Origin of the sequence: Rhizobium sp. L43 (assembly GCF_002531725.1) — a bacterium.
Lineage (GTDB): Bacteria > Pseudomonadota > Alphaproteobacteria > Rhizobiales > Rhizobiaceae > Rhizobium.
Genome location: NZ_NWSQ01000012.1, coordinates 80,769 through 106,314, shown reverse-complemented (window position 1 = coordinate 106,314; position 25,546 = coordinate 80,769). Strand labels below are relative to the sequence as shown.

Here is a 25,546-nt window from a genome sequence, read left to right as displayed (position 1 = left end):
CAAAAGGATTAGCTAGCTGCGGCCGCCGCTTGGCATGAAGGCCGAATGGACATGGCGTGGATACCCCCTCTGCCCACCTCACGAAAACTTCGCCCTTCCCCCATTTCCATACTGTCCCCCGTAGCCGATTGATGTATGCAGGGAATTCCAAAAAAGACGTGCACGGAGGCGGCAATGGATCACCAGGAAAAGTCCAAGACGGAAAAGAACCTGACGAGCGGCGATCTCGACGAACAGGCGCTTTTCTTCCACCGCTATCCCCGCCCCGGCAAGCTGGAGATCCAGGCGACCAAGCCGCTCGGTAACCAGCGCGATCTGGCACTCGCCTATTCGCCCGGCGTTGCCGCCCCCTGCCTTGCGATCCGCGACAATCCCGAAATGGCAGCCGAATATACCTCGCGCGCCAATCTCGTCGCCGTCATCTCCAACGGCACCGCCGTCCTCGGCCTCGGCAATATCGGCCCGCTCGCCTCAAAACCGGTCATGGAGGGCAAGGCCGTGCTCTTCAAGAAATTCGCCGGCATCGACGTCTTCGATATCGAGATCGATGCCGCAAGCGTCGACCAGATGGTCTCGACCGTCGCCTCGCTGGAGCCGACCTTCGGCGGCATCAACCTCGAAGACATCAAGGCGCCGGAATGTTTCGAGGTCGAGCGTCGCCTGCGCGAGAAGATGAAGATCCCGGTCTTCCACGACGATCAGCACGGCACGGCGATCATCGTCGCCGCCGCGATCCTGAACGGCCTGGAACTCGCCGGCAAGAACATTTCCGACATCAAGATCGTCGCCTCCGGCGCGGGTGCCGCCGCCCTTGCCTGCCTCAATCTCCTGGTGATCCTTGGCGCCAAGCGCGAAAACATCTGGGTCCACGATCTCGAAGGCCTCGTCTATGAGGGCCGCACCGAGCTGATGGACGAATGGAAATCCGTCTATGCCCAGAAGAGCGACACCCGCACACTGGCCGAAAACATCGGCGGCGCCGACGTTTTCCTCGGCCTGTCGGCCGCCGGCGTGCTGAAACCGGAATTGCTGGCGCAGATGGCCGACAAGCCGCTGATCATGGCGCTCGCCAATCCGACGCCGGAGATCATGCCGGATCTCGCCCGTGCTGCCCGCCCCGATGCGATGATCTGCACCGGCCGCTCAGATTTCGCCAACCAGGTCAACAACGTCCTCTGCTTCCCCTATATCTTCCGCGGCGCGCTCGATTGCGGCGCCGAGACGATCAACGAGGAAATGAAGATGGCGGCCGTGCGCGCCATCGCCGCCCTTGCCCGCGAGGAGCCCTCCGACGTCGCCGCCCGCGCCTATTCCGGCGAGACCCCGGTCTTCGGTCCCGATTACCTCATCCCCTCGCCTTTCGATCCGCGCCTCATCCTGCGCATTGCGCCCGCGGTCGCCAAGGCTGCCGAACAGAGCGGCGTGGCGCGCCGCCCGATCCAGGATTTCGACGCCTATCTCGACCAGTTGAACCGCTTCGTCTTCCGCTCCGGCTTCGTCATGAAGCCGATCTTCACCGCGGCCAAGGCCGCCGAACGCAAGCGCGTCATCTTCTCCGAAGGCGAAGACGAACGCGTGCTGCGCGCCGCCCAGGTGCTGCTCGAAGAAGGCCTCGCCGACCCAATCTTGATCGGCCGTCCGCAGGTCATCGAAACGCGCCTGAAGCGCTACGGCCTGCGCATCCGCCCGCTGCAGGATTTCGAAGTCATCAACCCGGAAGACGATCCGCGCTTTCGCGAATATGTCGATCTCTATTTCTCGCTTGTCGGCCGGCGCGGCGTCATCCCGGAAGCGGCCCGCACCATCGTGCGCACCAACACAACAGTCATCGGGGCGCTGGCGCTGAGGCGCGGCGAGGCCGATGCGCTGATCTGCGGCCTCGAAGGCCGCTATGAGAAGCATCTGCGCGATGTCCGCCAGATCATCGGCAAGCGCAAGGATGTCCGCGATTTCTCCGCACTCAGCCTGATGATCTCGCAGCGCGGCGCCACGTTCTTCACCGACACCTACGTCACGTTCAATCCGACTGCCGAGGAAGTCGCCGAGTCGACGGTGCTGGCGGCCGAGGAAATCCGCCGCTTCGGCATCACCCCGCGCGCTGCCCTCGTCTCGCATTCCAACTTCGGCTCACGCGAATCCGAAAGCGCCACGAAGATGCGCAATGCCTTGCAGCTCGTACGCGACGCCGCGCCCGATCTTGAGGTCGACGGCGAAATGCATGGCGAAAGCGCGATCACCGAGGCGCTGCGCAAACGCGTCATGCCGCACACGACGCTGCACGACGAGGCGAACCTGCTGGTCTTCCCGAACCTCGACGCCGCCAACATCACGCTCGGCGTCGTCAAGTCGATGACCGACGGCCTGCATGTCGGCCCGATCCTGCTCGGCGCCGCCCTGCCCGCCCACATCCTCGCCCCCTCGGTCACCTCCCGCGGCGTCGTCAACATGGCAGCGTTGGCCGTTGTCGAGGCATCGCAGCCGGCGTGAGTCGGTTCCTCATCTCGTCATGCTCGGGCTTGTCCCGAGCATCGGCAACCGGTTGATATGCAACAGTTATCGGGCGCCCTGCAACGACAGGCGTCCTTTATCCGCAAGCGTATCCGCGCGTTCGTTGCCGGCAATGCCGGAATGGCCCTTGCACCAGGCAATGGTCACCAGGGCGTTCCGGGACAGCTGAAGATCGACCGCCTTCCAGAGTTCCGCATTGGCGATCGTTCGGCTCCGGGCATTTCCATTCGGGCTGCTTTTCTTCCAACCGTTGTTTTTCCAGATATGTCGCCTGACATTGCAGCCTTTGACGGCATAGATGGAATCCGACCAGACGATGACGGCTTCATCAGTTGCTTCACTATTGATCCACAGGACTGCCTTGAGCACGGCAGCCAATTCCATCGAATTATTGGCGGAATCTTCGACGCCACCAAATCCGCACGCGATTTCCACGGCATCGCGATAAGCGACAAAAGCCCAGCCCCCATGCCCGGAACCGGGTTCGTAGCAACCGTCGACGAAGAGGTGGAGGCCGTGTTGGGCTTCCGATCTTCCGACTGTTGTCTCGGGGACGTGAAGCTCGTTGGAAATGCTCGTCATGTTCTCCGCTCTTTTCGCCTTCGCTGCGCCAGCGCGATTTGCGACTGCCTGCCCGCCCCGAAGCGGACATTCGAATTGCACCTCATCGGTTGTGTCAACCATTGACGATGGCGGCGGCAACAGTGCCTATTGCCGACGGGGAACTGTGGGGCAACGTGGATCATGGATAATCCGTCAAGCAGTGCCGGTCAGCGCGATCGCGCCGTAACCGTTCGTCGTATTCTCAAGGTCAATCATGCCGGCGAGTTCGGCGCAATTCGTATCTACGGGGCACAGATCTGGATGGCCCGCCGGCTGTTTCCTGACATCGTGCCGGCACTTTGTGACATGCGGGACGACGAAATCGAGCACTGCCGCCTGTTTCGCGACGCAATGCCCTCAAGGAATGCCAGGCCATGCCGCGTCATGGCATTCTGGAGCCTCGGAGGCTATCTGCTCGGTTTCCTGACGGCCCTCGGTGGGCGCAATATGGTCTGGATCTGTACCGAGGCGGTTGAAAGCACGGTTCACCGTCATCTGGAGGATCAATTGGCTTTCCTGGAAACCCGTGACCCGCAGCTTCACGGCCTTATTGACTCGATTCAGGAAGAGGAATTGGCTCACCTCAGGGAAGCCGAGAAGAACCAGACACGGCGCGGCGTCGGCCACGCGCTGCTTCTGCCCGTCGTCGCCGCGCTCACCGATCTGATGATCTGGCTCTCCACATGGGGAGACTCAAGCTGGATGCGCGCCGAGATGGCACGGTCCAGGCAGATTTAACAGGAAGCTGTCCCGACCTCCCCTAACGGAAGATGGCCCGCGTCTGCTGGATAAGATCGCGAAAATGCGCTAGGATTTTCTCCAAGCTTATTAAGAGAAACACCTTAAGGGACAACGCGCGGCGATCGAGGCCGCAATCGACCGATCGACTTTTTGCTCACCCCGGACGACGCCGTGAAACGCCGAAACCTGTCTCTTGCCCTCCTCCTTGCCTTCGCGACGCCGGCCGCCGCGCAGACGAGTGCCGTCTGCGAGGATCTGCGCGGCCGCCTCGCCGACCTGCCGCGATCGATCGGCAACGGCAACGGCCCGGAAGCGCGCCAATATGCCAGCGCCATGGCCGAGCAGAACCTCGAGCTGCGCAAGGTCCGCAACGAACTGCGCAGCAATGGCTGCACCTCCGGCAGCATGGTCGTGATCGGCGGCGAGAATGACGATTATTGCGCCGAGCTGTCGCAGGCCGAAGCCCGCATGATCGACAATATCGGTTATCTCCAGGACCGCCGCAACGAGTTGGCCGACCAAAGCCGCGATGATGGCGAGCGCCGCGAACTGATTGCCGCTCTCGACAGCAATGGCTGTAACAGCGAAAACTTCTATGCGCCGAGCGACCGCAGCGCCGCCGACCCCGCCCCGAGCATTGAGGAGCAGGCGATGCGCAACGATACCTTCATTCCGCTCGGCGGCGGTGAAGAGGTCGATCCGCGTTTCGGCCTGCCGCGGGCCGAGATGCTCTCGCCGGTCAGCACCATGTGCGTGCGCAGCTGCGACGGCGGCTTCTTCCCGATCAGCTCGAACGCCACTTCGGTCGATTTCGGCCGCGACGCGGAGACCTGCGCCAAGATGTGCCCGGGTATCGAGACCGAGCTGTTCTATCGTGACGTGACGAGCACCGAAGCCTCGAATATGATCTCGGTCGCAACCGGCACGCCCTACAGCGCCATGAAGAACGCTTTTGCCTATAAGAACCGCTCGCCCGGCGAAAAGACGTCCTGCGCCTGCAATCTCACCGCCTATTACGACGAGATGCGCGGCAAGCAAGCCCTGAGCGAACCGCCGCAACAGGGCTCGATCACATCAATCCGTACCAATCCGCCGGCGAAGGATGCTGCCGTTGCCGCGCCGCAGCCATCCGTTCCCGACCGTCCTTACGATCCCACACAGAACAAGGTCCGCCAGGTCGGCCCGCAATTCCTCGCCGGCGATCAGGGCTCCATCGACCTTGCCAATCCGGCAACGCCTGGCCCGCAGCCGCAGCAGCAGCAGCAGCAGCGATAGGCCGAGCCGGGTTCGAGGACGCTGTTCAACGCTCCCTCCGTCCCCAACCGTCGTGAAACACGAGCTCCTCGAGCGGCAGTCGCTGCCGCCAGCCTTTGACGGAGAGTTCCGGCTCGTCGTAGAGCTTGTCGACGAAACCGGCGCAGAGCCAGGCGACCACTTCGACATGCTCGGGTATGCCGAGAATGCTCTTCAGGTCACCCTCGCGAAAGATACTGACCCAGCCGATACCGATCCCTTCGGCGCGGGCCGCAAGCCAGAGATTCTGGATGGCGCAGACTGTGGAATAGCTATCCATCCTGGGATTGTGCGTGCGCCCCAGCACCACGCTGCCGCTGCGGGTGGGATCGCAGGTTACGCATATGCCGAGCGGCGCCTCGACGATGCCTTCGAGCTTGAGGGAACGGTAGACCTGCCGCCGCTCGCCCTCAAACATCAAAGCCGCTTCCTCGTTGGCCTTCGAAAAAGCATCCTGGATGCGCGCGCGCACGGTTGGACTTTTCACCAGAATGAAATTCCACGGCTGCATGAAGCCGACGGAAGGCGCATGATGGGCAGCCGTCAGCAGCCGCTCCACGACATCCTCGGGCAAGGGGTCGGGCAGAAACTGACTGCGCACGTCACGCCGCGTCATGATCGCGTGATAAACGGCCTCGCGTTCGGCCAGCGAAAAACCGGACGCCGCCAAAAGGGCATCCTCATCAAAGGGTCGCATCGTCAAATCCCCAACAACGCAACCGCCCGCCGTCCGCGCGGGTTGGGTCCATCTTGCCAGGCCGGTCTTCTGACTTGGCGTCATCCGTCTGCCGCAGCCTTCCCGGCAAAAGCCAGTGGCGTAGTGATGCGGCAAGCGTCGGCCTTACAGCGTTGGGCACGTTCCGGCTTTGCACCGGATTCCCGATTCTCCCGCCTCATCGGCGGGCACCTGACAGCGCATCTATTTCAGGAAAGTGCGGTGGCGGCAAGATGGCTCCGATGTCGCAATCGGGAACCACGTGGAGCCACACATTCCTCCCTCATTCCTGTGCTCGTCACAGGAATCCAGTGCGCCCAAGTCCTTGGGCGCGAAAGACTCTTTCCGTTGAAGTATTGATTCATTCACGGCGCCGACGCGCCGTGGCTGGATTCCTGTGACAAGCACAGGAATGAGGGAGGAGAGGGTAGCGATAGACCGTTGAGGGGTGGGCAGTGAAACTGCGAATGCCCTGAGCGCCAGTGAAGGGGCAATAATGAGTGGCGCACCGCCCGCCCCGCGTCGGTTTGAAGCGGTTCGGCAACCCCTTTCATCGATAGTTTCTATGGCCTTATCGCCACCGAAGGCGTATGGACGATACAGTCCCTTGCAGCATCCCGGTCGCCCGTGCCCCGCCTCACGCCCATGATCCTCGCGGTCGCCCTGTTCATGGAACAGATGGATTCGACCGTGATCGCCACCAGCCTGCCGGCGATCGCGGCCGATATCGGCACCTCGCCGATCGCGCTGAAGCTCGCCGTCACCAGCTATCTCGTGGCGCTGGCGATCTTCATTCCGATCAGCGGCTGGATGTCCGATCGTTTCGGCGCACGCAATGTCTTCCGTCTGGCGATCTTCGTCTTCATGATCGGCTCGGTCGCCTGCGCCCTTTCCAATTCGATCGCGGCCTTCGTCGTCTCGCGCCTGATCCAGGGCGCCGGCGGCTCGATGATGACGCCGGTCAGCCGCCTGCTTTTGGTCCGGGGAACGCCGCGCCACGAACTCGTCGATGCCATGGCCTGGCTCACCATTCCGGCTTTGATCGGCCCGATCATGGGGCCGCCGATCGGCGGTTTCCTCACCACCTATCTCACCTGGCACTGGATCTTCTGGATCAACGTCCCGATCGGCGTGCTCGGCATCATCCTCGTCACGCGGTTCCTGCCGGCGGTCGAGCCGCGCAGTCCGCGGCCGATGGACTTTCCCGGCTTCTTCCTCTGCGGCATCGGCTTTTCCGGCTTCGTCTTCGGCCTGTCGGTGATCAGCCTGCCGGCCGTGCCCGTCATCTACGGCTACGTCACGGTGGCGATCGGCATCCTTGCCGGCCTCCTCTATCTCCTGCATACCCGCCGCGCTGCCCACCCGCTTCTCGATCCGAAAATGTTCCGCTATCCCCTGTTCCGGGCGGCGATCCTTGGCGCTTCGAACTTCCGCATGGGGCTTGGCGCCCTGCCGTTTTTGATGCCGCTGATGCTGCAGCTCGGCTTCGGCCTGACGCCGCTGCAATCGGGTTCGGTCACCTTCGTCAGCGCGCTCGGCTCGATGGTATCCAAATTCGCCGCCTCGCGCACCTTCAATGCCTTCGGCTTCCGGACCGTCATATCGATCACCACCTTGCTGGCGGCGATCTTCCTCGGCATCAACGGCCTGTTCACCGCCGAAACGCCGCTGTTCCTGATCATGGCCTGCCTGCTGATCGGCGGCCTGTTCCGCTCCATGGCTTTCTCGGGCGTCAACGCCATGGCCTTCGGCGATGTCGACGATGCCGACAGCAGCCAGGCGACCGCGATCAATGCCGTTGCCCAGCGCATCTCCATGGCGATGGGTGTGGCGATCGCCGGTGGCATCCTTGAAATTTCCAGCAGCTTCCATGGTGGTAGGCTGCTGGTTTCGGATTTCCACACCGCCTTCTTCAGCGTCTCGGCAATTTCGGCGCTGGCCTGCATCACCTTCCTGCGCCTGCCGCGCGATGCCGGCGCGGAGCTGACGACGCGCCGCCGCAAACACCGGCAGGCCGAGCCCGAAGATGCGATCGCGGAAAACAGCTGAGAGATAGCGAAATAACACGCGTGTGCTCCGGCATCCCATTCTACTTTATGATTTATTCACACATCGAATACACACTGCGTTTGCGCGTTTTGGGTCGCAAGGGGGACATGGGCATGAGTGCTCATGCTGCGACCGCCGGCGTGGATGCCCGTGTTGATAGGCCGGTCGAGAGCATATCCGACTGAGCCGCGTTTCGAGGCCCCCGCGGCATGTTCCAATTTTTGAAAACGATGCCTCTGACAGCCAAGCTGGCGGCGATTATCGTTGCCGTCAACCTCTGTGGCATTTCCGCCTTTGCCGCCTATACATGGATGTACGAAACCAAAGCGTTGATCGATGGCGCCAAGGCGAACTGGTCCAAGGATGCGGAGCAGTTTGCGTCTCTGGCTGCCGGCGGCGTGAAATGGGGCAAGGCGAACGCCGTTCGCGAAGCCTATTCGCTGTACCGCGACGATCCCTCGCTCGACCTTGTTCAATTTGCCGCCTTCAATGCGGAACCCGCCGCTGTCGATACATGGACGCGCGACGGCATTGACGGTTTGCCGGCGCCTGCCGATCTGGCGAAGCGCCTCAGCGCCAAGCCGGAAAAAACGACGATCGATGACGGCGGAATATCTGCCGGCGTCGTGACGATCATTGCACCGCTTCCGCTGGATAAGGCAGGCAAGGCTACCGGCTACGTCGTTACGAACTGGTCGGTCGAAAAAATTGCTGCCGAAGTCAAGCAGAAGGTCCTGATTTCGCTTCTGACGCAGTTCGCGATCACCGCCATGGCCGTTGTCGCTTTTCTTCTCGCCATGCGCAGCCTCGTCGGCCGCCCCCTCAGGATTCTCAGCGAAAGAATCAGCGCCTTGCAGAAAGGCGACCTGGCCTCTCCCATCACCTACCGGGAAAATGGCGATGAGATCGGCTTCCTGGCACGGGCCTTGGAGGTTTTCCGTAACGAGGCGATTGCCAAGATCGAAAGAGAGCGGGCCGCTGCCGAGCAGAGCGCCTCGTTCGACGCCGAACGGGCGCGCAACGCACTGTTGACGGAAGAGGTGAGCAACGCTCAGCGGCTGGTCATGACCGCGCTCGCCAATGAATTGGAAAAGCTTGCCGCAGGCGACTTCTCGATACAGCTGGCCGATCTTGGTCCTGAATTCGACAAATTGCGGCAGGATTTCAACAACATGGTCCAGGCGGTCGCGGCCGCGCTGACAGAGATTAAGACCGCCTCCGTCGCGGTTGAAGGCGGCTCAAGCGAGCTGGCCTCCTCCGCCGATCAGCTCGCCAGGCGGACAGAGCAGCAGGCCGCCGCCCTGGAAGAGACCGCCGCAGCCCTCGATGAGGTGACGACGACGGTCAGAACCTCGTCGCAGCGGGCCGAAAATGCCGGCAAGCTGGTCGAGGAAACCAAGCGCAGCGCTCATGTCTCGGCGACGGTGGTACGCGACGCGATCGGAGCGATGGATCGGATCCAGACCTCGTCGAGCCAGATCGGCCGCATTATCGGCGTCATCGATGAAATCGCTTTCCAGACGAACCTGCTGGCACTGAACGCCGGCGTCGAGGCGGCGCGTGCCGGTGAAGCGGGCAAGGGTTTTGCGGTCGTCGCGCAGGAAGTGCGGGAACTCGCCCAGCGGTCCGCCAATGCGGCAAAGGAAATCAAGAACCTGATCAACGTATCCGGCCAGGAGGTTGCGGCGGGCGTCGGGCTGGTGAACGAGACCGGCGATGCCCTCCTGAAGATCGAGGAGCAGATCAACCGCATCAGCGACAGCATCGCTTCGATTGTCCAGTCCTATCGCGAACAGGCGACGGGCCTGCAGGAAATCAATGGCGCGATCAATCAGATGGATCAGGCCACACAGCAGAACGCGGCCATGGTCGAGGAGACCAACGCGGCCTGCCAGGAGTTGCGCACGCAGGGACGCCTTCTGCAGGATTCGGCCGGCAGGTTCACCGTTGGCGCCTCTGCCGCCAGCCAGCCCAAACCCGCTCAACCCGGCATTCACCAACCTCGCCCGGAACAGAGAGTCTTTTCGCAGCGACATACGGGAAACGCCGCCGTCGCCGCTTCTCCCGGTGCCTGGGAAGAGTTCTGACGCCCTCTTCGTTCGATAAGCTTTTATTCCTCAACATCCCATAATCAGGAAGGGAACAGTTATGAAGAAAGTTGTGACCGCATTGCTTTTGGCCTGCACCGCAGTTGCCGTGACTACGGGCGTATCCATGGCACAGGATGCGAAGCTTGCCCCGATCTCCGACTATGTGACAAGCGACGTAAAACCCTGGCTGAACGACCCCGCCGTCATCGAGGCCATCAAGGCACAGAATGCCGCAAACGCCAATCTCAGCCAGGCCGATATCGACGCCCTCGATAAGAAGTGGCGTGCCGAGGTCGATGGTTCCGACCATTCGATGATCGACGGCGTGCTCGGCAATGCGCTGTCAAAATTCCTTCAGGAAAAGAAGGCTGCGTCCAACGGCAAGATTGCGGAGATCTTCGTCATGGATGCAAAGGGCCTGAATGTCGGCCAAAGCGATCCCACCTCCGACTACTGGCAGGGCGACGAGGGCAAGTTCCAGAAATCCTTCGGCGCCGGCAAGGACGCCGTCTTCGTCGATGAGATCGAAAAGGACGAATCGACCCAGACGCTGCAGTCGCAGGCAAGCGTCACGATTTCAGATGACAAGGGAACGCCGATCGGCGCCATCACAGTCGGCGTGACCGTCGACGCTCTCTGATCTCAGCTTTGCGTTCATATCGCCCAGAAGCAGCGCGCTTTTGGGCGATATGCTTTTTGCCTCTCTGCGGAAGCGATCGCTGGTCCCGCAGGAGCGGGATTTTCAGGCCGCAAATTCTGCGTGACATCACCCGGTTGCGACGCTACATACGCCTGATGTCGACCACTTCGATCTACGCCTCGCGATTTTATTGGTACCGCTGCTCCCAGCGGATGCGGGTCTATGCGTAACTGAAGTCGACGCGACGACAACCCGAACAGCCGCTAGTCTACCTGGCGGCTTTTTTGTTCCGCCCGGTATGACCAAACAGGAGCCATACCGTGCCCGATACCATTGATGATCTGCGAATCCTCGAGATCACGCCGCTGACCAAACCCGCCGATATCCTCGCGGAAATCCACCGCGACGCTGTTGTCACCGAGACCGTGACCAGCAATCGCGATGCGATCCATAAAATTCTCCAGGGCGAAGACGATCGCCTGGCCGTCGTCATCGGCCCCTGCTCCATCCATGACCCCGTTGCCGCCCGGGAATATGCCGCACGGCTCCAGGAACAGCGACAGCGCTTCTCCGACGATCTGGAAATCGTCATGCGCGTCTATTTCGAAAAACCCCGCACCACCGTCGGCTGGAAGGGCCTGATAAACGACCCGCATCTCGACGGCAGCTACCGCATCGAGGAAGGCTTGAGGATTGCCAGGCGCCTGCTGCTCGACATCAATGCCATGAGCCTTCCGGCTGGCGTCGAATTCCTCGACACGATCACGCCGCAATACATTGCCGACCTCGTCAGCTGGGGCGCGATCGGTGCGCGCACGACCGAAAGCCAGATCCATCGCCAGCTTGCCTCCGGTCTCTCCTGCCCGATCGGCTTCAAGAACGGCACCGATGGGAGCGCCCGCGTCGCACTCGACGCGATCCTGGCCGCCTCGCAGCCGCATCACTTCCCGGCCGTCACCAAGGACGGACAGGCGGCGATCGCCTCGACGAGAGGCAATGAGGACTGCCACATCATCCTGCGCGGCGGCAAACAGCCGAACTATGAGGCGGCCGACATCGCAGCGGTCACGACCGAAGCCGTCAAGCTCGGCGTCGCCCCGCGCATCCTCGTCGATGCCAGCCATGCCAACAGCGGCAAGGACCCGATGAACCAGCCGCGCGTCGTCAAGTCCGTCGCCGCGCAGATCGCCGCCGGAAATAGCGACATTAAGGGCATGATGATCGAGAGCAACCTCGTCGCCGGCCGCCAGGATCTCGTTCCCGGCAAGCCGCTGGTCTACGGCCAGTCGATCACCGACGGCTGCATCGACTGGGATATGTCGGTCGCGGTGCTGGAAGACCTGGCAAAATCCGCCCGCGAGCGGCGCCGGACCCGCGTTCAGTCGGCCGGGAAATAGCGCACATAGGCGAATTCTTCGCCGTCAGGAGACCAGCAGGGCACGTTGATCGTGCCCTGCCCGCCGAACAGCTCGAACAGCGTCTTCAGATTGCCGCCGTCCATGTCCATCAATTGCAGCCGCACGTCGAGATCGCGCGGATGGTCGAAAACCGAGGGGTCGTAGGAGAGGATCAGCACCTTGTCGTTTTTGGGGGACGGATGGGCGAACCAGTTGCCCTGATTGTCCGAGGTGACCTGCTCCAGCTCGGTGCCGTCGGGGTGAATGCGCCAGATCTGCATCAAACCGGTGCGGCTGGAATTGAAATAGATCCATTGCCCGTCGGCGGAATAATCCGGCCCGTCATTGCGGCCCTCACCATGCGTCAGCCGCGTCTCGGCGCCGCCATCGACCGAGATCGTATAGATGTCGAAGAGGTCGTCGCGGATGCCGCAATAGGCAAGCTGGCGGCCATCCGGCGACCAGCCGTGCCAGTAGGACGGCAGGTTTTGCGTGACGAGCCGCGGCGTGCCGCCTTCGATCGGCAGGACATAGATCGCCGACTTGCCGAATTCGGTCTTGTCCGAGATGACGATCTCTGTGCCATCGGGCGAAATGCCGTGATCATTGTTGCAGTTGACGGCAAAGCCGGTATCGACCTTGGTGACCTCGCCGCCATCGAGCGGCAGCCGATAGAGCAGCCCGTCGCCGTTCAGCAGCAGGTAGGAACCATCAGGTGAAAAGTTCGGCGCTTCGACCAGCCTGTCCGTCTGCCAGACTTCGCGCGCCCTGCCCGTCCTGACATTATAGATCTCGACCGAGCTGCGCATGTTTCCTCCCCAAAATCTTGACCGTCAGCGATCCCGATCGCGTCAGCGATCTCGATTGCGTCAGCAATCCTCATTGCGTCAGCAATCCGATTTCGTCAGCGATCCCGGAACCGGTTGGTGATCGGATAGCGCCGGTCGCGCCCGAAATTCTTCTTGGTGATCTTCACGCCCGGCGCCGATTGCCGCCGCTTGTATTCGGCGAGATAGAGCAGGTGCTCGACCCGGTGGACGGTGGCCACGTCATGGCCGCGCGCGACGATCTCCTCGACCGCCATCTCCTTCTCCACCAGGCATTCGAGGATATCGTCAAGGACGGGATAGGGCGGCAGCGAATCCTGATCCTTCTGGTCGGGACGCAGTTCGGCCGATGGCGCCTTGTCGATGATATTGCGCGGGATCACCTCGCCGGAAGGACCGAGCGCACCCGGCGGCACATTCCCATTGCGCCAGCGCGACAGCGCATAGACCTGCATCTTGTAGAGATCCTTGATCGGATTGAAGCCGCCGTTCATGTCGCCGTAGAGCGTCGCGTAGCCGACCGACATCTCCGACTTGTTGCCCGTCGTCACCACCATCGAGCCGAACTTGTTGGAGATCGCCATCAGGATGACGCCGCGCGCCCGGCTCTGCAGGTTCTCCTCGGTGATGCCGCTGTCCGTGCCCTCGAAAAGGCCGGCGAGCGCGCTGCTGAATCCCGTCACCGGCTCTTCGATCGGCACGATGTCGTAACGGCAGCCGAGCGCTTTGGCGCAATCGGCCGCATCCTTCAGCGAATCCTCGGAGGTATAGCGGTAGGGCAACATGACGGTGCGCACCCGCTCCTCGCCCAGCGCATCGACGGCGATGGCTGCACAGATCGCCGAGTCGATGCCGCCGGAAAGGCCGAGCACGACGGTTTTGAAGCCGTTCTTGTTGACGTAGTCGCGAAAGCCGAGCAGGCAGGCACGGTAATCGGCCTCCTCGCCTTCAGGGATATGCGCCATCGGCCCTTCGGCGCAATGCCAGCCGGCCTCGCCACGCTTCCAGGTGGTCACTGCAAGCGCGGTTTCGAACTGGCTCATCTGGAAGGCCAGCGACTTATCGGCGTTGAAGGCGAAGCTCGCCCCGTCGAAGACCAGTTCGTCCTGGCCGCCGAGCTGAGCGGCATAGATCAGCGGCAGGCCCGTCTCGATCACCTGCTTCAGAACCACCTGATGGCGAATATCGACCTTGCCGCGATAATAAGGCGAACCGTTCGGCGACAACAGGATCTCGGCGCCGCTTTCGGCCAGCGTCTCGCACACGCCGAGATCGCCCCAGATATCCTCGCAGATCGGAATGCCGATGCGCACGCCGCGGAAATTCACCGGCCCCGGCATGGCGCCCTGATTGAAGACGCGCTTCTCGTCGAACTCGCCGTAATTCGGCAGGTCGATCTTGTCGCGCATCGCAATCACCTTGCCGCCGTCGAGCACGGCGACGGAATTGTAGCGCCCGCTCTCGTCCTGCCGGGGAAAGCCGATGAGGACCCCCGGCCCGCCGTCGGCGGTATCGGCAGCCAGGCTCTCGACCGCTTTCCAGCAGGCGCGGATGAAGGCCGGCTTCAACACCAGATCTTCCGGCGGATAGCCGGAGATGAAAAGCTCGGTCAGGACGAGCAGATGTGCGCCCTCCCGGGCAGCGTCAGCGCGCGCCTCCCGCGCTTTGGCGAGATTGGCTGCGACGTCGCCGACCGTTGGATTGAACTGGCCGATGGCGATGCGGAAGATATCAGAGAGAGCGTTTTCCTGTGTCATGTCATTTATTTAGCCTGCAGCTTCAGCAACGGCAACATGTTCGCTGCGAAAGCGCCACCCGGCAGTGACGAAATTTTTATGAAGGGTGCGCCAGAGCGCCGCGGGACTCGATACACATTGCAATTTATAGACGGAGCGGAATACTGCGCCGGAAGCGACAGCATCGGAAACACAGCCATGAATAACTTTTCGAACTTCGTGCACCATCATTTCGACAAGCCGGCCGAAGAGCTCGGCGCGATCGAGAAGCACGTGCTGGCGAAAGCGCACGCGCGCAAGATCATCTCGACCGACGTCAATGCCGCCTTCTCCGCAAAGGCCTCATTCGGCGAGCGTGTCGCCGACGGCATCGCCCGCGTCGGCGGCTCCTGGTCCTTCATCATCGCCTTCCTCGCCTTTCTTGTCGTCTGGACGCTGATCAATACCATCATCCTGGCGACCGGCGCCTTCGATCCCTACCCCTTCGTCTTCCTGAACCTGATCCTGTCGATGCTTGCCGCCATCCAGGCGCCGATCATCATGATGTCCCAGAACCGCCAGGCCGAACGCGATCGCTTCGAGGCCGCCAAGGATTACGAAGTCAATCTCAAGGCCGAACTCGAAGTGCTCTCTCTGCACCAGAAGATCGACATGAGCGTGCTGACCGAACTGACGGCGCTGCGTGAGGATGTGGCTCGCCTCAGCGCTGCGCTTGCCGCCAAAGGCTAATGCATGTCGCCCAAAAGTGTGCAGCGGTTTTGGGGCAACGACATGCACCAGATAAAAACTTAAAGCGCATAACAATCCGATACGACAGGCTTTAAGTCGGATTCACCGCATATTGCGGCAGGCCATCCGTTATCTCGTAGAAATCGCCCTTATCGGCGCAATAGATATGGTGGCCGAAGGCAAGCCCGCTCGGTTCGTCGAAAGCGCCTGCCATGATTGAAATCTCCGCCGATGTGTCGCCCTGCCAGAACAATGCGGAACCGCAATTCGCGCAGAAGCCGCGCTGCGCCTCTTCACTCGACCGGTACCAGCGGATTGCTTCAGCGCCCTCGATCGAAAGAGCGGCGCGCGCCACGTTGACCGCGGCGTAATACAGCCCCGTCTGCCGGCGGCACTGCGAGCAATGGCAGCCGACCACGGGTCCTGGCTTCGCCGTCGTCGAAAATCGCACGGCGCCGCAGAGGCAGCCGCCTGTATGCCGTTCGGTCATGGTCGCTCTCCCTTTTATGACTGAACGTTGCCGTCGATCACTCGTGTCGTCAAATCCAAACCGCTCAACAAAATCATCAGAAATCTTGAAGGTCGCCGGTGACTTGGCTTGAGCCACCCTGTTGCCTGCCGACAACACTCAGCAATCTCCTCCCATCGCCGGTTGAATCGATCGAGATTGTCGGCGATAATCCGGATCTATTCATACAACCTCCGGGAGACTGACATGAGAGCGACCCTGTCCGAACAGAAAGGAAAAATCCCCCACAAGGACATTCAGCTTCATGAATATTTCGTTCTCCCGCGCGAGGAAAAGCTCGCGACGCCATAACGCCTTCCTGAACCTTTTCCGCGACGATCCCGCCGCCGACCGCCGCCGGCGTTGGTCGCGCATGCGTAAATTTCTCTCCTACTATCGCCCGCATCTGCCTTTGCTATTGGCGGACCTGCTGTGCGCCATCCTCGTCGCCGGCACCGCGGTCGCCCTGCCGCTCTGCGCCAACGTCGTCACCAGCAGGCTTCTGGCGCTGCCCGACGCGCCGCAGGCCTTCGCACAGATCCTGGCAATGGGCGGCATTATGCTGGCCGTTCTGGCGGTCCAGATCGTTGCGATCTTCTTTGTCGACTATCGCGGCCACGTCATGGGCGCGCGCATCGAAGCAACGGTGCGGCAGGAACTCTTCGAGCACTGCCAGAAGCTCTCCTTCAGCTTCTACGACCGCCAGCGCACCGGCCAGCTGATGAGCCGCATCACCAATGACAGCCTGTGGCTGGGCGAACTCTTTCATCATGGCCCCGAGGATCTTTCCATCGCCGTACTCAAATACGGCGGCGCCATGCTGGTGCTGTTCTTCATCGATCCGCCATTGGCAGGCATCATCCTGCTGCTCACTCCGGCGGCGGTTGCCTATGCGCTCTATTTCAACCGGCGCATGAACCGCGCGCTCGAAGCCAGCAAACGGCAGATCGCCGCCGTCAACGAACGCGTCGAGGATGCTCTTGCCGGCATCCGCGTCGTCCAGTCCTTCGCCAACGAGGCACTGGAGCGCGAACGCTTCGCCGAGCAGAACCGGCGCTTCCTGCAAAGCCGCGCCGAAGGCTACCGCAGCGAAGCGTGGTTTTCGGTCGGCACCGAAACCTTCGCCCAGCTCGTCACCATATTGGTGATCATCGTCGGCGGCCTGCGCATCCTGGCGGCGGAACTGACCGTGCCGGATATGCTGACCTTCCTGCTCTGCGTCGCCGTGCTGGTCGATCCCGTGCAGCGGCTGGCGAATTTCGTGCGCCTCTGGCAGGAGGGTTACACCGGCTTCGTCAGGGCCATGGAGATCCTGGAGATCGCCCCTGACATCACCGATCGGCCGGAAGCGCGGCCGATGCCGGCGCCACGGGGCGAGATCAGTTTTTCCAACGTCGCCTTCGGTTACGAGGCCGATGGCCCGCGCGTGCTCGAGCAGCTGTCGCTCACCATCGCTCCCGGGGAGTTCGTCGCCCTGGTCGGCCCGTCAGGGGTCGGCAAGAGCACGCTTTGTGCGCTGATACCGCGTTTCTACGATGTCGAAGCTGGGGCGATCCAGATCGATGGCATCGACATCCGCGATGTGACGCTGGCCTCGCTCCGGCGCCATGTCGGGGTGGTGCAGCAGGATGTCTACCTGTTTGCCGGTACGGTGGCGGAAAACCTGCGTTATGGCCGGCCCGATGCCAGCGATGCCGAGCTGGAAGCGGCTGCGCGTGCGGCCAATGCGCACGACTTCATCATGGCCCTGCCCCAGGGCTATGACACCGATATCGGCCAGCGCGGCGTCAAGCTGTCGGGCGGCCAGCGCCAGCGTATCACCATCGCCCGCGCCTTCCTCAAGGATCCGGAGATCCTGATCTTCGACGAGGCGACCAGCGCGCTCGACAACGAGAGTGAACGGGCGGTGCAGCAGGCGTTGCTCAGCCTGGCGAATGGTCGAACCACCCTGGTCATCGCCCACCGCCTGTCGACCGTCCGCCACGCCGACCGTATCCTGGTTCTGACGGCAGATGGCATCGTCGAACAGGGCACCCATGACGAACTCATGGCGCAGGACGGCGTCTACGCCAATCTGCACAGCGTTCAGGCCAGCATCTGAGTGCAGCAACAAAAAGCCCGGATCGCCCCGCGATCGGACAGCCGACAAAACCGGCCAACCCCTCTTTCGTCATGCTCGGGCTTGTCCCGAGCATCTGCCGACGGCTCAGCAGATCCTCGGCACAAGGCCGAGGATGACGCCGAGTGAAGGGCAAGGCCAGTCAACAAAAAGCCCGGCGGAACCGGGCTTTTATCATCTGTTTTGGCCTAATCTCAGCCGTTGGCGACCATCCGCTTCTCGTCGCGGCCGCCCTTCATGCGCTCGGCAAGCAGGAAGGCGAGCTCGAGCGCCTGGTCGGAGTTGAGGCGCGGGTCGCAATGGGTGTGGTAGCGGTCCTGCAGGTCGTCGGCGGTGACGGCGCGGGCGCCGCCGGTGCATTCCGTCACGTCCTTGCCGGTCATCTCGATATGGATGCCGCCGGGATGCGTTCCTTCGGCGCGGTGGATCTGGAAGAAGCTTTCGACTTCCGACAGGATCCGCTCGAAGGGACGGGTCTTGTAGTTGTTGAGCGTAATCGTGTTGCCGTGCATAGGGTCGCAGGACCAGACGACCTTGCGGCCTTCGCGCTCGACGGCGCGGATGAGCCGCGGCAGGTTCTCGGCGACTTTCTCATGGCCGAAGCGGCAGATCAGCGTCAGACGGCCGGCTTCGTTGGCCGGATTGAGGATGTCGATCAGCTGCAGCAGATCGTCGGCCTGCAGCGACGGGCCGCATTTCAGGCCGATCGGGTTCTTGATGCCGCGGCAATATTCGACATGCGCATGGTCGGCCTGGCGGGTGCGGTCGCCGATCCAGATCATGTGGCCTGATGTGGCATACCAGTCGCCCGAGGTGGAATCGACGCGGGTCAGCGCCTCCTCGTAGCCGAGCAGCAGCGCCTCATGGCTGGTGAAGAAATCGGTCTCGCGCAGGCTCGGATGGTTTTCCGAGGTGATGCCGATCGCCTTCATGAAATCCATGGTTTCGCTGATGCGGTCGGCAAGCTTGCGGTAGCGCTCGCCCTGCGGGCTGTCCTTGACGAAGCCCAGCATCCACTGATGGACGTTTTCGAGATTGGCGTAGCCGCCCATCGCGAAGGCGCGCAGAAGGTTCAGCGTCGCGGCCGACTGGCGATAGGCCATGGCCTGGCGTTCCGGGTTCGGAATGCGCGACTCCTCGGTGAACTCGATGCCGTTGATGATGTCGCCGCGATAGGCCGGCAGCGTCACATCGCCCTGCTTCTCGACATTCGACGAACGCGGCTTGGCGAACTGGCCGGCAATGCGGCCGACCTTGACGACCGGCAGCTGCGCGCCGAAGGTCAGCACGACGGCCATCTGCAGGAAGGCGCGGAAGAAGTCGCGGATATTGTCGGCGCCGTGTTCGGCGAAGCTCTCGGCGCAGTCGCCGCCCTGCAGCAGGAAGCCGTTGCCTTCGGCGACATTGGCAAGATGCTTTTTCAGGCGGCGCGCCTCACCGGCGAAGACGAGCGGCGGATAGCTGGCGAGCGTGGCTTCCGTTGCCGCCAAAGCGGCTGCGTCGGGATATTCCGGAACCTGCAGGATCGGTTTTTGCCGCCAGCTGCTCGGGGTCCAATTCTCTGCCATTTCACTCACCTCACTCGCACCCGTCCCCGGGATGCCCCTATCCTGAATTGCGGCGGCTTATAGACCTTTAGATCGGCCTTGCAAAGGCCAATCACCCAAAGCTCGATCGCCCGCGCTGTCGCCGTCGGCGAGAGCTCGCATATAGGTAGCAAAAGCCGTCAATTCTACCATTAAACCAGCATATACTATGTCGATTTCCCTATATTTTAGACTTTGCATGTAAAACCGCAAAAGGGTTTCAACAGTGGGGACATGTCATGGCGATGCTTCTGCCCGGTTTCATAGCGGACCGCTCGGGCAATTTCGGTATCATGACCGCACTGCTGATGGTGCCGCTCCTCGGTACGGCAGGCTTGGCGGTGGATTTCGCCCACGCGCTGAGCCTCCGGACACAGCTTTACGCCGCCGCCGATGCCGCCGCCGTCGGTTCGATCGCCGAAAAATCCGGCGCGGTTGCAGCCGCCATGACGATGAGCGGCAACGGCACGATTTCGCTCGGCAAGGACGATGCCCGCAGCATCTTCATGTCTCAGATGTCCGGGGAGCTGACAGACGTCAAAGTGGATCTCGGCATCGACGTCACCAAGGCCGCCAACAAACTGAATTCGCAGGTTTCCTTCAACGCGACCGTGCCCACCACCTTCATGCGCGTTCTCGGCAGGGATTCGATTACCATCTCGGGCACGGCGACGGCCGAATACCAGACCGCCTCCTTCATGGATTTCTACATCCTGCTCGACAACACCCCCTCGATGGGTGTCGGCGCCACCGCGACCGACGTCGCGACGATGGAAAAAAACACCAGCGATAGCTGTGCCTTCGCCTGCCACGAAACGGAAAACAAAAACAACTATTACAATCTTGCCAAGAAGCTCGGCGTCAGCATGCGCATCGACGTCGTGCGCCAGGCGACCAAGGAGTTGACGCTGACTGCGAAGTCCACGCGCGTTTCCAACAACCAGTTCCGCATGGGCGTTTATACCTTCGGCACCAAGGCCGAAGATGCCAGGCTGACCACCATATCCGATCCGACGGACGATCTCGACCAGGTGCGCAGCTATACCGACGCCGTTGACCTGATGACGATCCCGAAGCAGGGCTATAACAACGACCAGCAGACGAGCTTCGACAACGCGCTGACGCAGATGAAAACCATCATCACGACGCCAGGCGACGGCAGCACGTCGGCGACCCCGCAGAAAATCCTGTTCTTCGTTTCGGACGGCGTCGGCGACAGCGAGAAGCCGAAGGGCTGCACCAAAAAGCTCACCGGCAACCGCTGCCAGGAACCGATCGACACGTCTTTCTGCCAGCCGATCAAGGACAAGGGCATCAGGATCGCAGTGCTCTACACCACCTACCTGCCTCTGCCGAAAAACAGCTGGTATAATACGTGGATCAGCCCCTTCCAAAGCCAGATCCCGACGAAGATGCAGGAATGCGCCTCGCCCGGCCTCTATTTCGAGGTGACGCCGACCCAAGGGATCACCGATGCGATGAAGGCGCTTTTCCTCAAAGTTATCCGCGCGCCGCGCATCACCAGCTGAGCGTGCCGAGAGGGGTCAGACGCGCTGCCCGTCACGAATGCGATAGCTCGGCGCATACATGGTGACGAGTTCTTCAGCCGCCGTCGGATGAAGCGCCATCGTCCGGTCGAAATCGTCCTTGGTGCAGCCGGCCTTCAGCGTTATACCGAGCAGCTGCGCCATCTCGCCGGCATCATGGCCGAGGATATGGGCGCCGACCACCTTGCGGCTCGCCGCATCGACGAGCAGCTTCATGATCATCCGCTCGGACCGGCCGGAAAGTGTCGCCTTCAGCGGTCGGAACTGGGCCCGATACACCTCAAGCTCGGCGTAACGCTTGCCCGCCTCCTCTTCCGAAAGACCGACCGTACCGATCTCCGGCTGCGAGAAGACGGCGGTCGGGATCAGCTCGTGGTCGGGCCGGGTCGGATTGTTCTTGTACTCGGTCTCGATGAAGCACATCGCTTCGTGGATCGCCACCGGCGTCAGCTGTACCCGGTTGGTGACATCACCGAGCGCATAGATGTTCTCGACATTGGTGCGGGAATATTCGTCGACGATAATCGCGCCGCGTTCGTCGACGGCGACGCCGGCCGCTTCGAGGCCGAGGCCTTCGGTATTCGGATCGCGCCCGAGCGCCAGCATGACCACATCGGCCTGCAGCGTGCCGTTGTTCAGCGCCTCCAGATTGAGCCCGCCCTCACCCTTAGAAACCTTCTGCAGCGTGTCGTGGCAGAGGATGCGGATGCCCTTGGCGACCATCGCCTCGTGCAGCCCGCGCCTGAGATCCTCGTCGAAGCGCGACAGGATCTCGGCACCGCGATAGATCAGCGTCGTCTCGACGCCGAGGCCATGGAAGATATTGGCGAATTCGACGGCGATATAACCGCCGCCTGCGATGACGATCGACTTCGGCAGTTCTTCGAGATCAAAGGCTTCGTTGGAGGAAATGCAAAGCTCGTGGCCGGGAAGGGCTGCATGCGGGTTCGGTCGTCCGCCGGTGGCAATCACGATCGTCTTTGCCGTCACCGTCTGACCTGTTTTCACGAGCCGCACCGTATGAGCATCGACGAGTTCGGCGCGCGTTTCGAGGATCTCGGCCTTGGCGCCGGCGAGCCCTTTCTTGTAGAGGCCTTCCAGCCGGGCGATTTCAACATCTTTTGCCGCCACCAGCTTCTTCCAGTCGAAGCTGCTTTCGCCGACCGTCCAGCCGAAGCCGGCGGCATCCTCGAAATGCTCATGGAACTGCGAGGCATAGACGAACAGCTTCTTCGGCACGCAGCCGCGGATGACGCATGTTCCGCCATAGCGATACTCCTCGGCGATCGCCACCCTTTTACCGAGCGAGGCGGCGACACGTGCGCCGCGCACACCTCCGGAACCGCCGCCGATGACGAAGAGGTCGTAGTCGTAGGAAGACATGAGGAGCTCCGGAAGGGAATCGCAGGAAAAGACGCCCTTGATATAGGGGCGATCGCCCTGAAAACAAAAGCCCACTCCTGCTTCATCCCGTTCCCCTCGCCGAATCTTCCCGGCAAACGGTTGACCCGGTCGCCTCAGGCTGGCAGGCAATCCACGGAGTAGAACAGAAGCCGGAGCAAAAGATGGATCAAACTCTCTTCGCCAACCTGTGCAAGGCTGGCAAATTCAAGGAAGCGCTCGGCCTCGCCATCCAAGGCCATGAGGACGAAAAATTCACGCCGAGCCGCTTCGCGATGGACAAGAAAACAGGACTGCCGATCTTCTACCGCGGCAACAAACGCGTGGAACCGGATGAAACGGGCGTATGGCAATTGGCCAAGAGCTCGAAGGATTGGGGCTGAGCGTCCGCCGCATCTAAGATGCGCATCCTTGGCGGATTGCCGCTTTCAACCGGTGATGCTGAAATCCGTCAGGTTCTTCTCAAACTCGGCTGCCTCAGTCTCGACGCCTGCGACCCATGACCCCGCAGGCCCGCGGCCGAAACGTTCGATCATCGTCGAGATCGCGGCATCGGGTCCGGCGATCAAAGCGACGACGGCCCCGTCCTCTTCATTGCGAACCCAGCCCGTCAAACCAAGCCGTACCGCCTCGTTGCGCGTCCACATGCGAAAGCCGACACCCTGGACCTTGCCGGATATCCGCACTCGGACAGCCTTGTAACGATCGGGCATATCTGCAGTCACCTGAATCCTCGCCGACAGCATTTGCCGCATCATAACAAAAAAGCCCGGACGATGCCGGGCTTTCGCAATTTGATGGGGTAGGCCTTACTGCTGGGCAGCCGGTGCGGGAGCCGGAGCGGCCGGGCTGTCGGTTGCCGGCGGCGGCGCCTTGATGACCTTAGAAAGCTCGGCATTGCTCTGCTTTTCCAGGTCGCGGGAAATGCCCTGCGCCCAGATGTCGGCAGCCTTCGCCGTCTCGCGCGAGGCGACCGGGCCGTCGCGCAGCAGCTTCTTGCCGACGTCGGAATTGTAGAAGTCGGCGATCGCCTTCAGCTCGTCGGCGGTGAAGGTCTTGGCATAGGTGAGTGCCGCCTCCTTCTCCAGATCGCCGCGGCGCGGTGCCAGCTTTAGCGCCTGCGCGTCGACCGTCGAGGAAATGACGTCCTGATAGTTCGGCGAATCCTGGATCAGGCCGGCCTTCAGGCGCTCGGCGAGACCGGGCAGGATGTTGTCGAACTGGGCCGTGGCGCCGATGGCGTCGATCGCCGCGCGAGACGCCTTCAGCTGCTCCTCGGAGACCTCCTGCGCCTTGACGGCGGAGCCGAAGGCAAGCCCGGAAAGAACGACGGTCGCAGCGGCGAGACGGCCAAGACCTGCAATGTTCATCATGAGTGTATGCTCCTGTTATCTGTTTGCCTGCAGCGTGCGCGCACCCGCAGGACCGGCAATGATCGCAAGTGCCGCCATATTGATAAAGAGCCCGTGTTCGACGACGCCGGGTATGGAATTCAGCTCGCTCGAAAGCGCCTCTGCATCAGGAATGCGGCCAAAAGATGCATCGATAATGTGATGGCCGCCATCCGTGGTAAACTCTCCGTCACCGGACTGGCGCAGGGTGAGTTCACCGGAAAGACCGAGCCGGGCCGCGACCTTCTCGATCGCCATCCGCGTCGAGACCAGCCCGAACGGATTGACCTCGATCGGCAGCGCGTAGGCGCCGAGCGTGTCGACCAGCTTGCTCTCGTCGGCGATGACGATCATCCGCTCGGAAGCGGCCGCTACAATCTTTTCGCGCAGCAGCGCGCCGCCGCCGCCCTTGATCAATCTAAGCGCCCGATCGACCTCGTCGGCGCCGTCGATCGTCAGATCGAGTGCCGGAAGTTCATCGAGCGACTTCAGCGGCACGCCGAGTTCGACACAGAGCCGCGCGGTCCGCTCCGACGTCGGAACGCCCTCGACCCGGAAGCCGCCGGCAACCTTCTCCGCCAACAGGCGAACGAATTCTTCCGCCGTGCTGCCCGTACCGATCCCGAGACGCATCCCGCTTTCGACATGGGCGAGTGCGGCCTCGGCGGCCTTGATCTTCATTTCGCGGGCATCCATGCGCCGCCAGCTCCGAATTATTGCGTTGGATGTGCTGTTTACACGGCTCGCCTGGCAAACGAAAGTCAAAATCATCACGGAAAATGAAAAGCCGAAACACATGCCTGCAGCCTCCCCGGCCATCACAGGACGTTGCTTTCCGGCCCGCGATCGCCTACCTCAGAAACGATCATTCCCAAGGACGACACGTCGTCCTCCTGGGGCGATCTATCCCCAGGACGTCCCATCGCTCAAAGAGGCAAGCCTTGACCCCTGCTCCCGTTCGCCCGGCGCTCATCGTCTTCGATCTCGACGGTACTCTTCTCGACACCCACGCGGACCTGGTCGAGAGCCTGAACCACACGATTGCCGCCCTCAGCCTCGAACCGGTCAGCTATGACGACCTCACCCATCTTGTCGGCCAGGGCGCGCGCGTGATGATCGAGCGCGCCTGCCGGCTGCGCGGCCATCCGCTCGAAGGCGACGCCCTGCCGACGCTGGTCGAGCGTTTCGTCGCTCATTATGCCGGCAACATGCCCGGCCGTACCGAGCCCTATCCCGGCCTGGTCGCCGCGATGGACCGGCTTAAATCTGCCGGCTACCGCCTCGCCGTCTGCACCAACAAGATGGAGAGCCTGGCGCTCGGCCTGCTCGACAAGCTCGATCTCACCGGCTATTTCGCCGCCATATCAGGTGGCGATACCTTCCCGGTGCGCAAACCCGACGCCCGCCACTTGACCGGCACCATCGACCGCGCCGGCGCCGACATCGCCCGCACCGTGATGATAGGCGACAGCATCAACGACATCGCCGTCGCCAGGAATGCTGGAGTCCCGTCGATTGCCGTGCCCTTTGGTTATTCGGATGTGCCGGTCTCAAGCCTCGATCCGGATAAGATCATTATGCATTACGATGAGTTGACGCCGGAACTGGTGGAGAGACTGTTGCGGGAATTTGCGGCGAAGGTCGCGGTCTGAGACGACCAGGCCGA

Annotated in this window: 22 protein-coding genes and 1 riboswitch; of the genes, 12 read left to right on the top strand and 10 right to left on the bottom strand. The window is 61.9% G+C overall.

Features of this window, described 5'->3' with window-relative positions; genetic code table 11:
- Positions 1-174 precede the first annotated feature (174 nt).
- Complete coding sequence (locus tag CO667_RS17330; RefSeq protein ID WP_097619533.1) at positions 175-2,487, top strand: NADP-dependent malic enzyme; 2,313 nt, start codon at positions 175-177, stop codon at positions 2,485-2,487.
- Between the two features lie 66 nt (positions 2,488-2,553).
- On the opposite strand, the gene CO667_RS17325 is transcribed toward CO667_RS17330, so the two are convergent.
- Positions 2,554-3,090, bottom strand: coding sequence for a ribonuclease H (locus CO667_RS17325; protein WP_097619650.1), 537 nt, complete (start codon positions 3,088-3,090; stop codon positions 2,554-2,556).
- Between the two features lie 162 nt (positions 3,091-3,252).
- Between CO667_RS17325 and CO667_RS17320 the strand changes: the two genes are divergently transcribed.
- On the top strand, positions 3,253-3,849 hold the full coding sequence (locus CO667_RS17320; protein ID WP_097619532.1) for a demethoxyubiquinone hydroxylase family protein: 597 nt from the start codon (positions 3,253-3,255) through the stop codon (positions 3,847-3,849).
- Between the two features lie 174 nt (positions 3,850-4,023).
- Positions 4,024-5,127 (top strand): DUF2865 domain-containing protein, encoded by a 1,104-nt coding sequence (locus CO667_RS17315; RefSeq protein ID WP_097619649.1) that lies wholly within the window; start codon positions 4,024-4,026, stop codon positions 5,125-5,127.
- 25 nt (positions 5,128-5,152) lie between these two features.
- Here the strand turns inward: CO667_RS17315 and bluB are convergent, their stop codons facing one another.
- Positions 5,153-5,842, bottom strand: a complete 690-nt coding sequence (bluB, locus tag CO667_RS17310; RefSeq protein ID WP_097619531.1) for a 5,6-dimethylbenzimidazole synthase — start codon at positions 5,840-5,842, stop codon at positions 5,153-5,155.
- A 41-nt stretch (positions 5,843-5,883) separates the two neighbouring features.
- Positions 5,884-6,071, bottom strand: a riboswitch (cobalamin riboswitch).
- Between the two features lie 434 nt (positions 6,072-6,505).
- Between bluB and CO667_RS17300 the strand changes: the two genes are divergently transcribed.
- From CO667_RS17300 to CO667_RS17285, 4 genes are all read left to right on the top strand, one after another.
- Positions 6,506-7,909 carry a DHA2 family efflux MFS transporter permease subunit gene (locus CO667_RS17300; protein WP_097619529.1) on the top strand — a complete coding sequence of 468 codons (1,404 nt, stop codon included), beginning with the start codon at positions 6,506-6,508 and terminating at the stop codon, positions 7,907-7,909.
- Positions 7,910-8,118: 209 nt separating this feature from the next.
- Positions 8,119-9,996, top strand: coding sequence for a HAMP domain-containing methyl-accepting chemotaxis protein (locus CO667_RS17295; protein WP_097619528.1), 1,878 nt, complete (start codon positions 8,119-8,121; stop codon positions 9,994-9,996).
- Positions 9,997-10,057: 61 nt separating this feature from the next.
- Positions 10,058-10,639 carry a hypothetical protein gene (locus CO667_RS17290; protein WP_097619527.1) on the top strand — a complete coding sequence of 194 codons (582 nt, stop codon included), beginning with the start codon at positions 10,058-10,060 and terminating at the stop codon, positions 10,637-10,639.
- A 320-nt stretch (positions 10,640-10,959) separates the two neighbouring features.
- Entirely contained in the window at positions 10,960-12,036 is a 1,077-nt protein-coding gene (locus tag CO667_RS17285; protein ID WP_097619526.1) for a 3-deoxy-7-phosphoheptulonate synthase, read from the top strand.
- Here CO667_RS17285 and CO667_RS17280 read toward each other — a convergent pair.
- Together CO667_RS17280 and CO667_RS17275 are read right to left on the bottom strand one after the other, a co-directional pair.
- On the bottom strand, positions 12,018-12,845 hold the full coding sequence (locus CO667_RS17280; protein WP_097619525.1) for a TolB family protein: 828 nt from the start codon (positions 12,843-12,845) through the stop codon (positions 12,018-12,020). The genes CO667_RS17285 and CO667_RS17280 overlap by 19 nt on opposite strands.
- 95 nt (positions 12,846-12,940) lie before the next feature.
- On the bottom strand, positions 12,941-14,620 hold the full coding sequence (locus CO667_RS17275; protein WP_097619524.1) for an NAD+ synthase: 1,680 nt from the start codon (positions 14,618-14,620) through the stop codon (positions 12,941-12,943).
- A 177-nt stretch (positions 14,621-14,797) separates the two neighbouring features.
- On the opposite strand from CO667_RS17275, the gene CO667_RS17270 reads away from it, so the two are divergent.
- Entirely contained in the window at positions 14,798-15,328 is a 531-nt protein-coding gene (locus CO667_RS17270) for a DUF1003 domain-containing protein (RefSeq protein ID WP_097619523.1), read from the top strand.
- 91 nt (positions 15,329-15,419) lie between these two features.
- Here CO667_RS17270 and CO667_RS17265 read toward each other — a convergent pair whose 3' ends face one another.
- Positions 15,420-15,818, bottom strand: a complete 399-nt coding sequence (locus CO667_RS17265; RefSeq protein ID WP_097619522.1) for a GFA family protein — start codon at positions 15,816-15,818, stop codon at positions 15,420-15,422.
- Between the two features lie 283 nt (positions 15,819-16,101).
- Between CO667_RS17265 and CO667_RS17260 the strand changes: the two genes are divergently transcribed.
- Positions 16,102-17,937, top strand: coding sequence for an ABC transporter ATP-binding protein (locus CO667_RS17260; protein ID WP_097619521.1), 1,836 nt, complete (start codon positions 16,102-16,104; stop codon positions 17,935-17,937).
- A gap of 212 nt (positions 17,938-18,149) precedes the next feature.
- On the opposite strand, the gene CO667_RS17250 is transcribed toward CO667_RS17260, so the two are convergent.
- Complete coding sequence (locus tag CO667_RS17250; protein WP_097619519.1) at positions 18,150-19,523, bottom strand: 3-deoxy-7-phosphoheptulonate synthase class II; 1,374 nt, start codon at positions 19,521-19,523, stop codon at positions 18,150-18,152.
- A gap of 257 nt (positions 19,524-19,780) precedes the next feature.
- Between CO667_RS17250 and CO667_RS17245 the strand changes: the two genes are divergently transcribed.
- Positions 19,781-21,070 (top strand): VWA domain-containing protein, encoded by a 1,290-nt coding sequence (locus tag CO667_RS17245; protein ID WP_097619518.1) that lies wholly within the window; start codon positions 19,781-19,783, stop codon positions 21,068-21,070.
- A gap of 15 nt (positions 21,071-21,085) precedes the next feature.
- Here CO667_RS17245 and gor read toward each other — a convergent pair whose 3' ends face one another.
- Positions 21,086-22,471, bottom strand: coding sequence for a glutathione-disulfide reductase (gene gor, locus CO667_RS17240; RefSeq protein WP_097619648.1), 1,386 nt, complete (start codon positions 22,469-22,471; stop codon positions 21,086-21,088).
- A 182-nt stretch (positions 22,472-22,653) separates the two neighbouring features.
- Between gor and CO667_RS17235 the strand changes: the two genes are divergently transcribed.
- Complete coding sequence (locus CO667_RS17235) at positions 22,654-22,872, top strand: hypothetical protein (RefSeq protein ID WP_097619517.1); 219 nt, start codon at positions 22,654-22,656, stop codon at positions 22,870-22,872.
- A gap of 45 nt (positions 22,873-22,917) precedes the next feature.
- On the opposite strand, the gene CO667_RS17230 is transcribed toward CO667_RS17235, so the two are convergent.
- The 3 genes from CO667_RS17230 to rpiA form a co-directional block, all read right to left on the bottom strand.
- The gene (locus CO667_RS17230) at positions 22,918-23,202 is read right to left on the bottom strand and encodes an acylphosphatase (RefSeq protein WP_097619647.1); all 285 of its coding nucleotides are present in this window, start codon (positions 23,200-23,202) and stop codon (positions 22,918-22,920) included.
- Positions 23,203-23,298: 96 nt separating this feature from the next.
- Complete coding sequence (locus tag CO667_RS17225) at positions 23,299-23,862, bottom strand: DUF2059 domain-containing protein (protein ID WP_097619516.1); 564 nt, start codon at positions 23,860-23,862, stop codon at positions 23,299-23,301.
- A gap of 15 nt (positions 23,863-23,877) precedes the next feature.
- Positions 23,878-24,576 (bottom strand): ribose-5-phosphate isomerase RpiA, encoded by a 699-nt coding sequence (rpiA, locus tag CO667_RS17220; RefSeq protein WP_097619515.1) that lies wholly within the window; start codon positions 24,574-24,576, stop codon positions 23,878-23,880.
- 245 nt (positions 24,577-24,821) lie between these two features.
- On the opposite strand from rpiA, the gene CO667_RS17215 reads away from it, so the two are divergent.
- Positions 24,822-25,532, top strand: coding sequence for an HAD family hydrolase (locus CO667_RS17215; RefSeq protein ID WP_097619514.1), 711 nt, complete (start codon positions 24,822-24,824; stop codon positions 25,530-25,532).
- Positions 25,533-25,546: the final 14 nt, after the last annotated feature.

Bases quoted from the DNA above. Each gene is read 5' to 3' on its own strand.
- CO667_RS17330 (WP_097619533.1), top strand. From the start codon at position 175: ATGGATCACCAGGAAAAGTCCAAGACGGAAAAGAACCTGACGAGCGGC.
- CO667_RS17325 (WP_097619650.1), bottom strand. From the start codon at position 3,090: ATGACGAGCATTTCCAACGAGCTTCACGTCCCCGAGACAACAGTCGGA.
- CO667_RS17320 (WP_097619532.1), top strand. From the start codon at position 3,253: ATGGATAATCCGTCAAGCAGTGCCGGTCAGCGCGATCGCGCCGTAACC.
- bluB (WP_097619531.1), bottom strand. From the start codon at position 5,842: ATGCGACCCTTTGATGAGGATGCCCTTTTGGCGGCGTCCGGTTTTTCG.
- CO667_RS17300 (WP_097619529.1), top strand. From the start codon at position 6,506: ATGATCCTCGCGGTCGCCCTGTTCATGGAACAGATGGATTCGACCGTG.
- CO667_RS17295 (WP_097619528.1), top strand. From the start codon at position 8,119: ATGTTCCAATTTTTGAAAACGATGCCTCTGACAGCCAAGCTGGCGGCG.
- CO667_RS17290 (WP_097619527.1), top strand. From the start codon at position 10,058: ATGAAGAAAGTTGTGACCGCATTGCTTTTGGCCTGCACCGCAGTTGCC.
- CO667_RS17280 (WP_097619525.1), bottom strand. From the start codon at position 12,845: ATGCGCAGCTCGGTCGAGATCTATAATGTCAGGACGGGCAGGGCGCGC.
- CO667_RS17275 (WP_097619524.1), bottom strand. From the start codon at position 14,620: ATGACACAGGAAAACGCTCTCTCTGATATCTTCCGCATCGCCATCGGC.
- CO667_RS17270 (WP_097619523.1), top strand. From the start codon at position 14,798: ATGAATAACTTTTCGAACTTCGTGCACCATCATTTCGACAAGCCGGCC.
- CO667_RS17265 (WP_097619522.1), bottom strand. From the start codon at position 15,818: ATGACCGAACGGCATACAGGCGGCTGCCTCTGCGGCGCCGTGCGATTT.
- CO667_RS17260 (WP_097619521.1), top strand. From the start codon at position 16,102: ATGAATATTTCGTTCTCCCGCGCGAGGAAAAGCTCGCGACGCCATAAC.
- CO667_RS17250 (WP_097619519.1), bottom strand. From the start codon at position 19,523: ATGGCAGAGAATTGGACCCCGAGCAGCTGGCGGCAAAAACCGATCCTG.
- CO667_RS17245 (WP_097619518.1), top strand. From the start codon at position 19,781: ATGGCGATGCTTCTGCCCGGTTTCATAGCGGACCGCTCGGGCAATTTC.
- gor (WP_097619648.1), bottom strand. From the start codon at position 22,471: ATGTCTTCCTACGACTACGACCTCTTCGTCATCGGCGGCGGTTCCGGA.
- CO667_RS17235 (WP_097619517.1), top strand. From the start codon at position 22,654: ATGGATCAAACTCTCTTCGCCAACCTGTGCAAGGCTGGCAAATTCAAG.
- CO667_RS17230 (WP_097619647.1), bottom strand. From the start codon at position 23,202: ATGCCCGATCGTTACAAGGCTGTCCGAGTGCGGATATCCGGCAAGGTC.
- CO667_RS17225 (WP_097619516.1), bottom strand. From the start codon at position 23,862: ATGATGAACATTGCAGGTCTTGGCCGTCTCGCCGCTGCGACCGTCGTT.
- rpiA (WP_097619515.1), bottom strand. From the start codon at position 24,576: ATGGATGCCCGCGAAATGAAGATCAAGGCCGCCGAGGCCGCACTCGCC.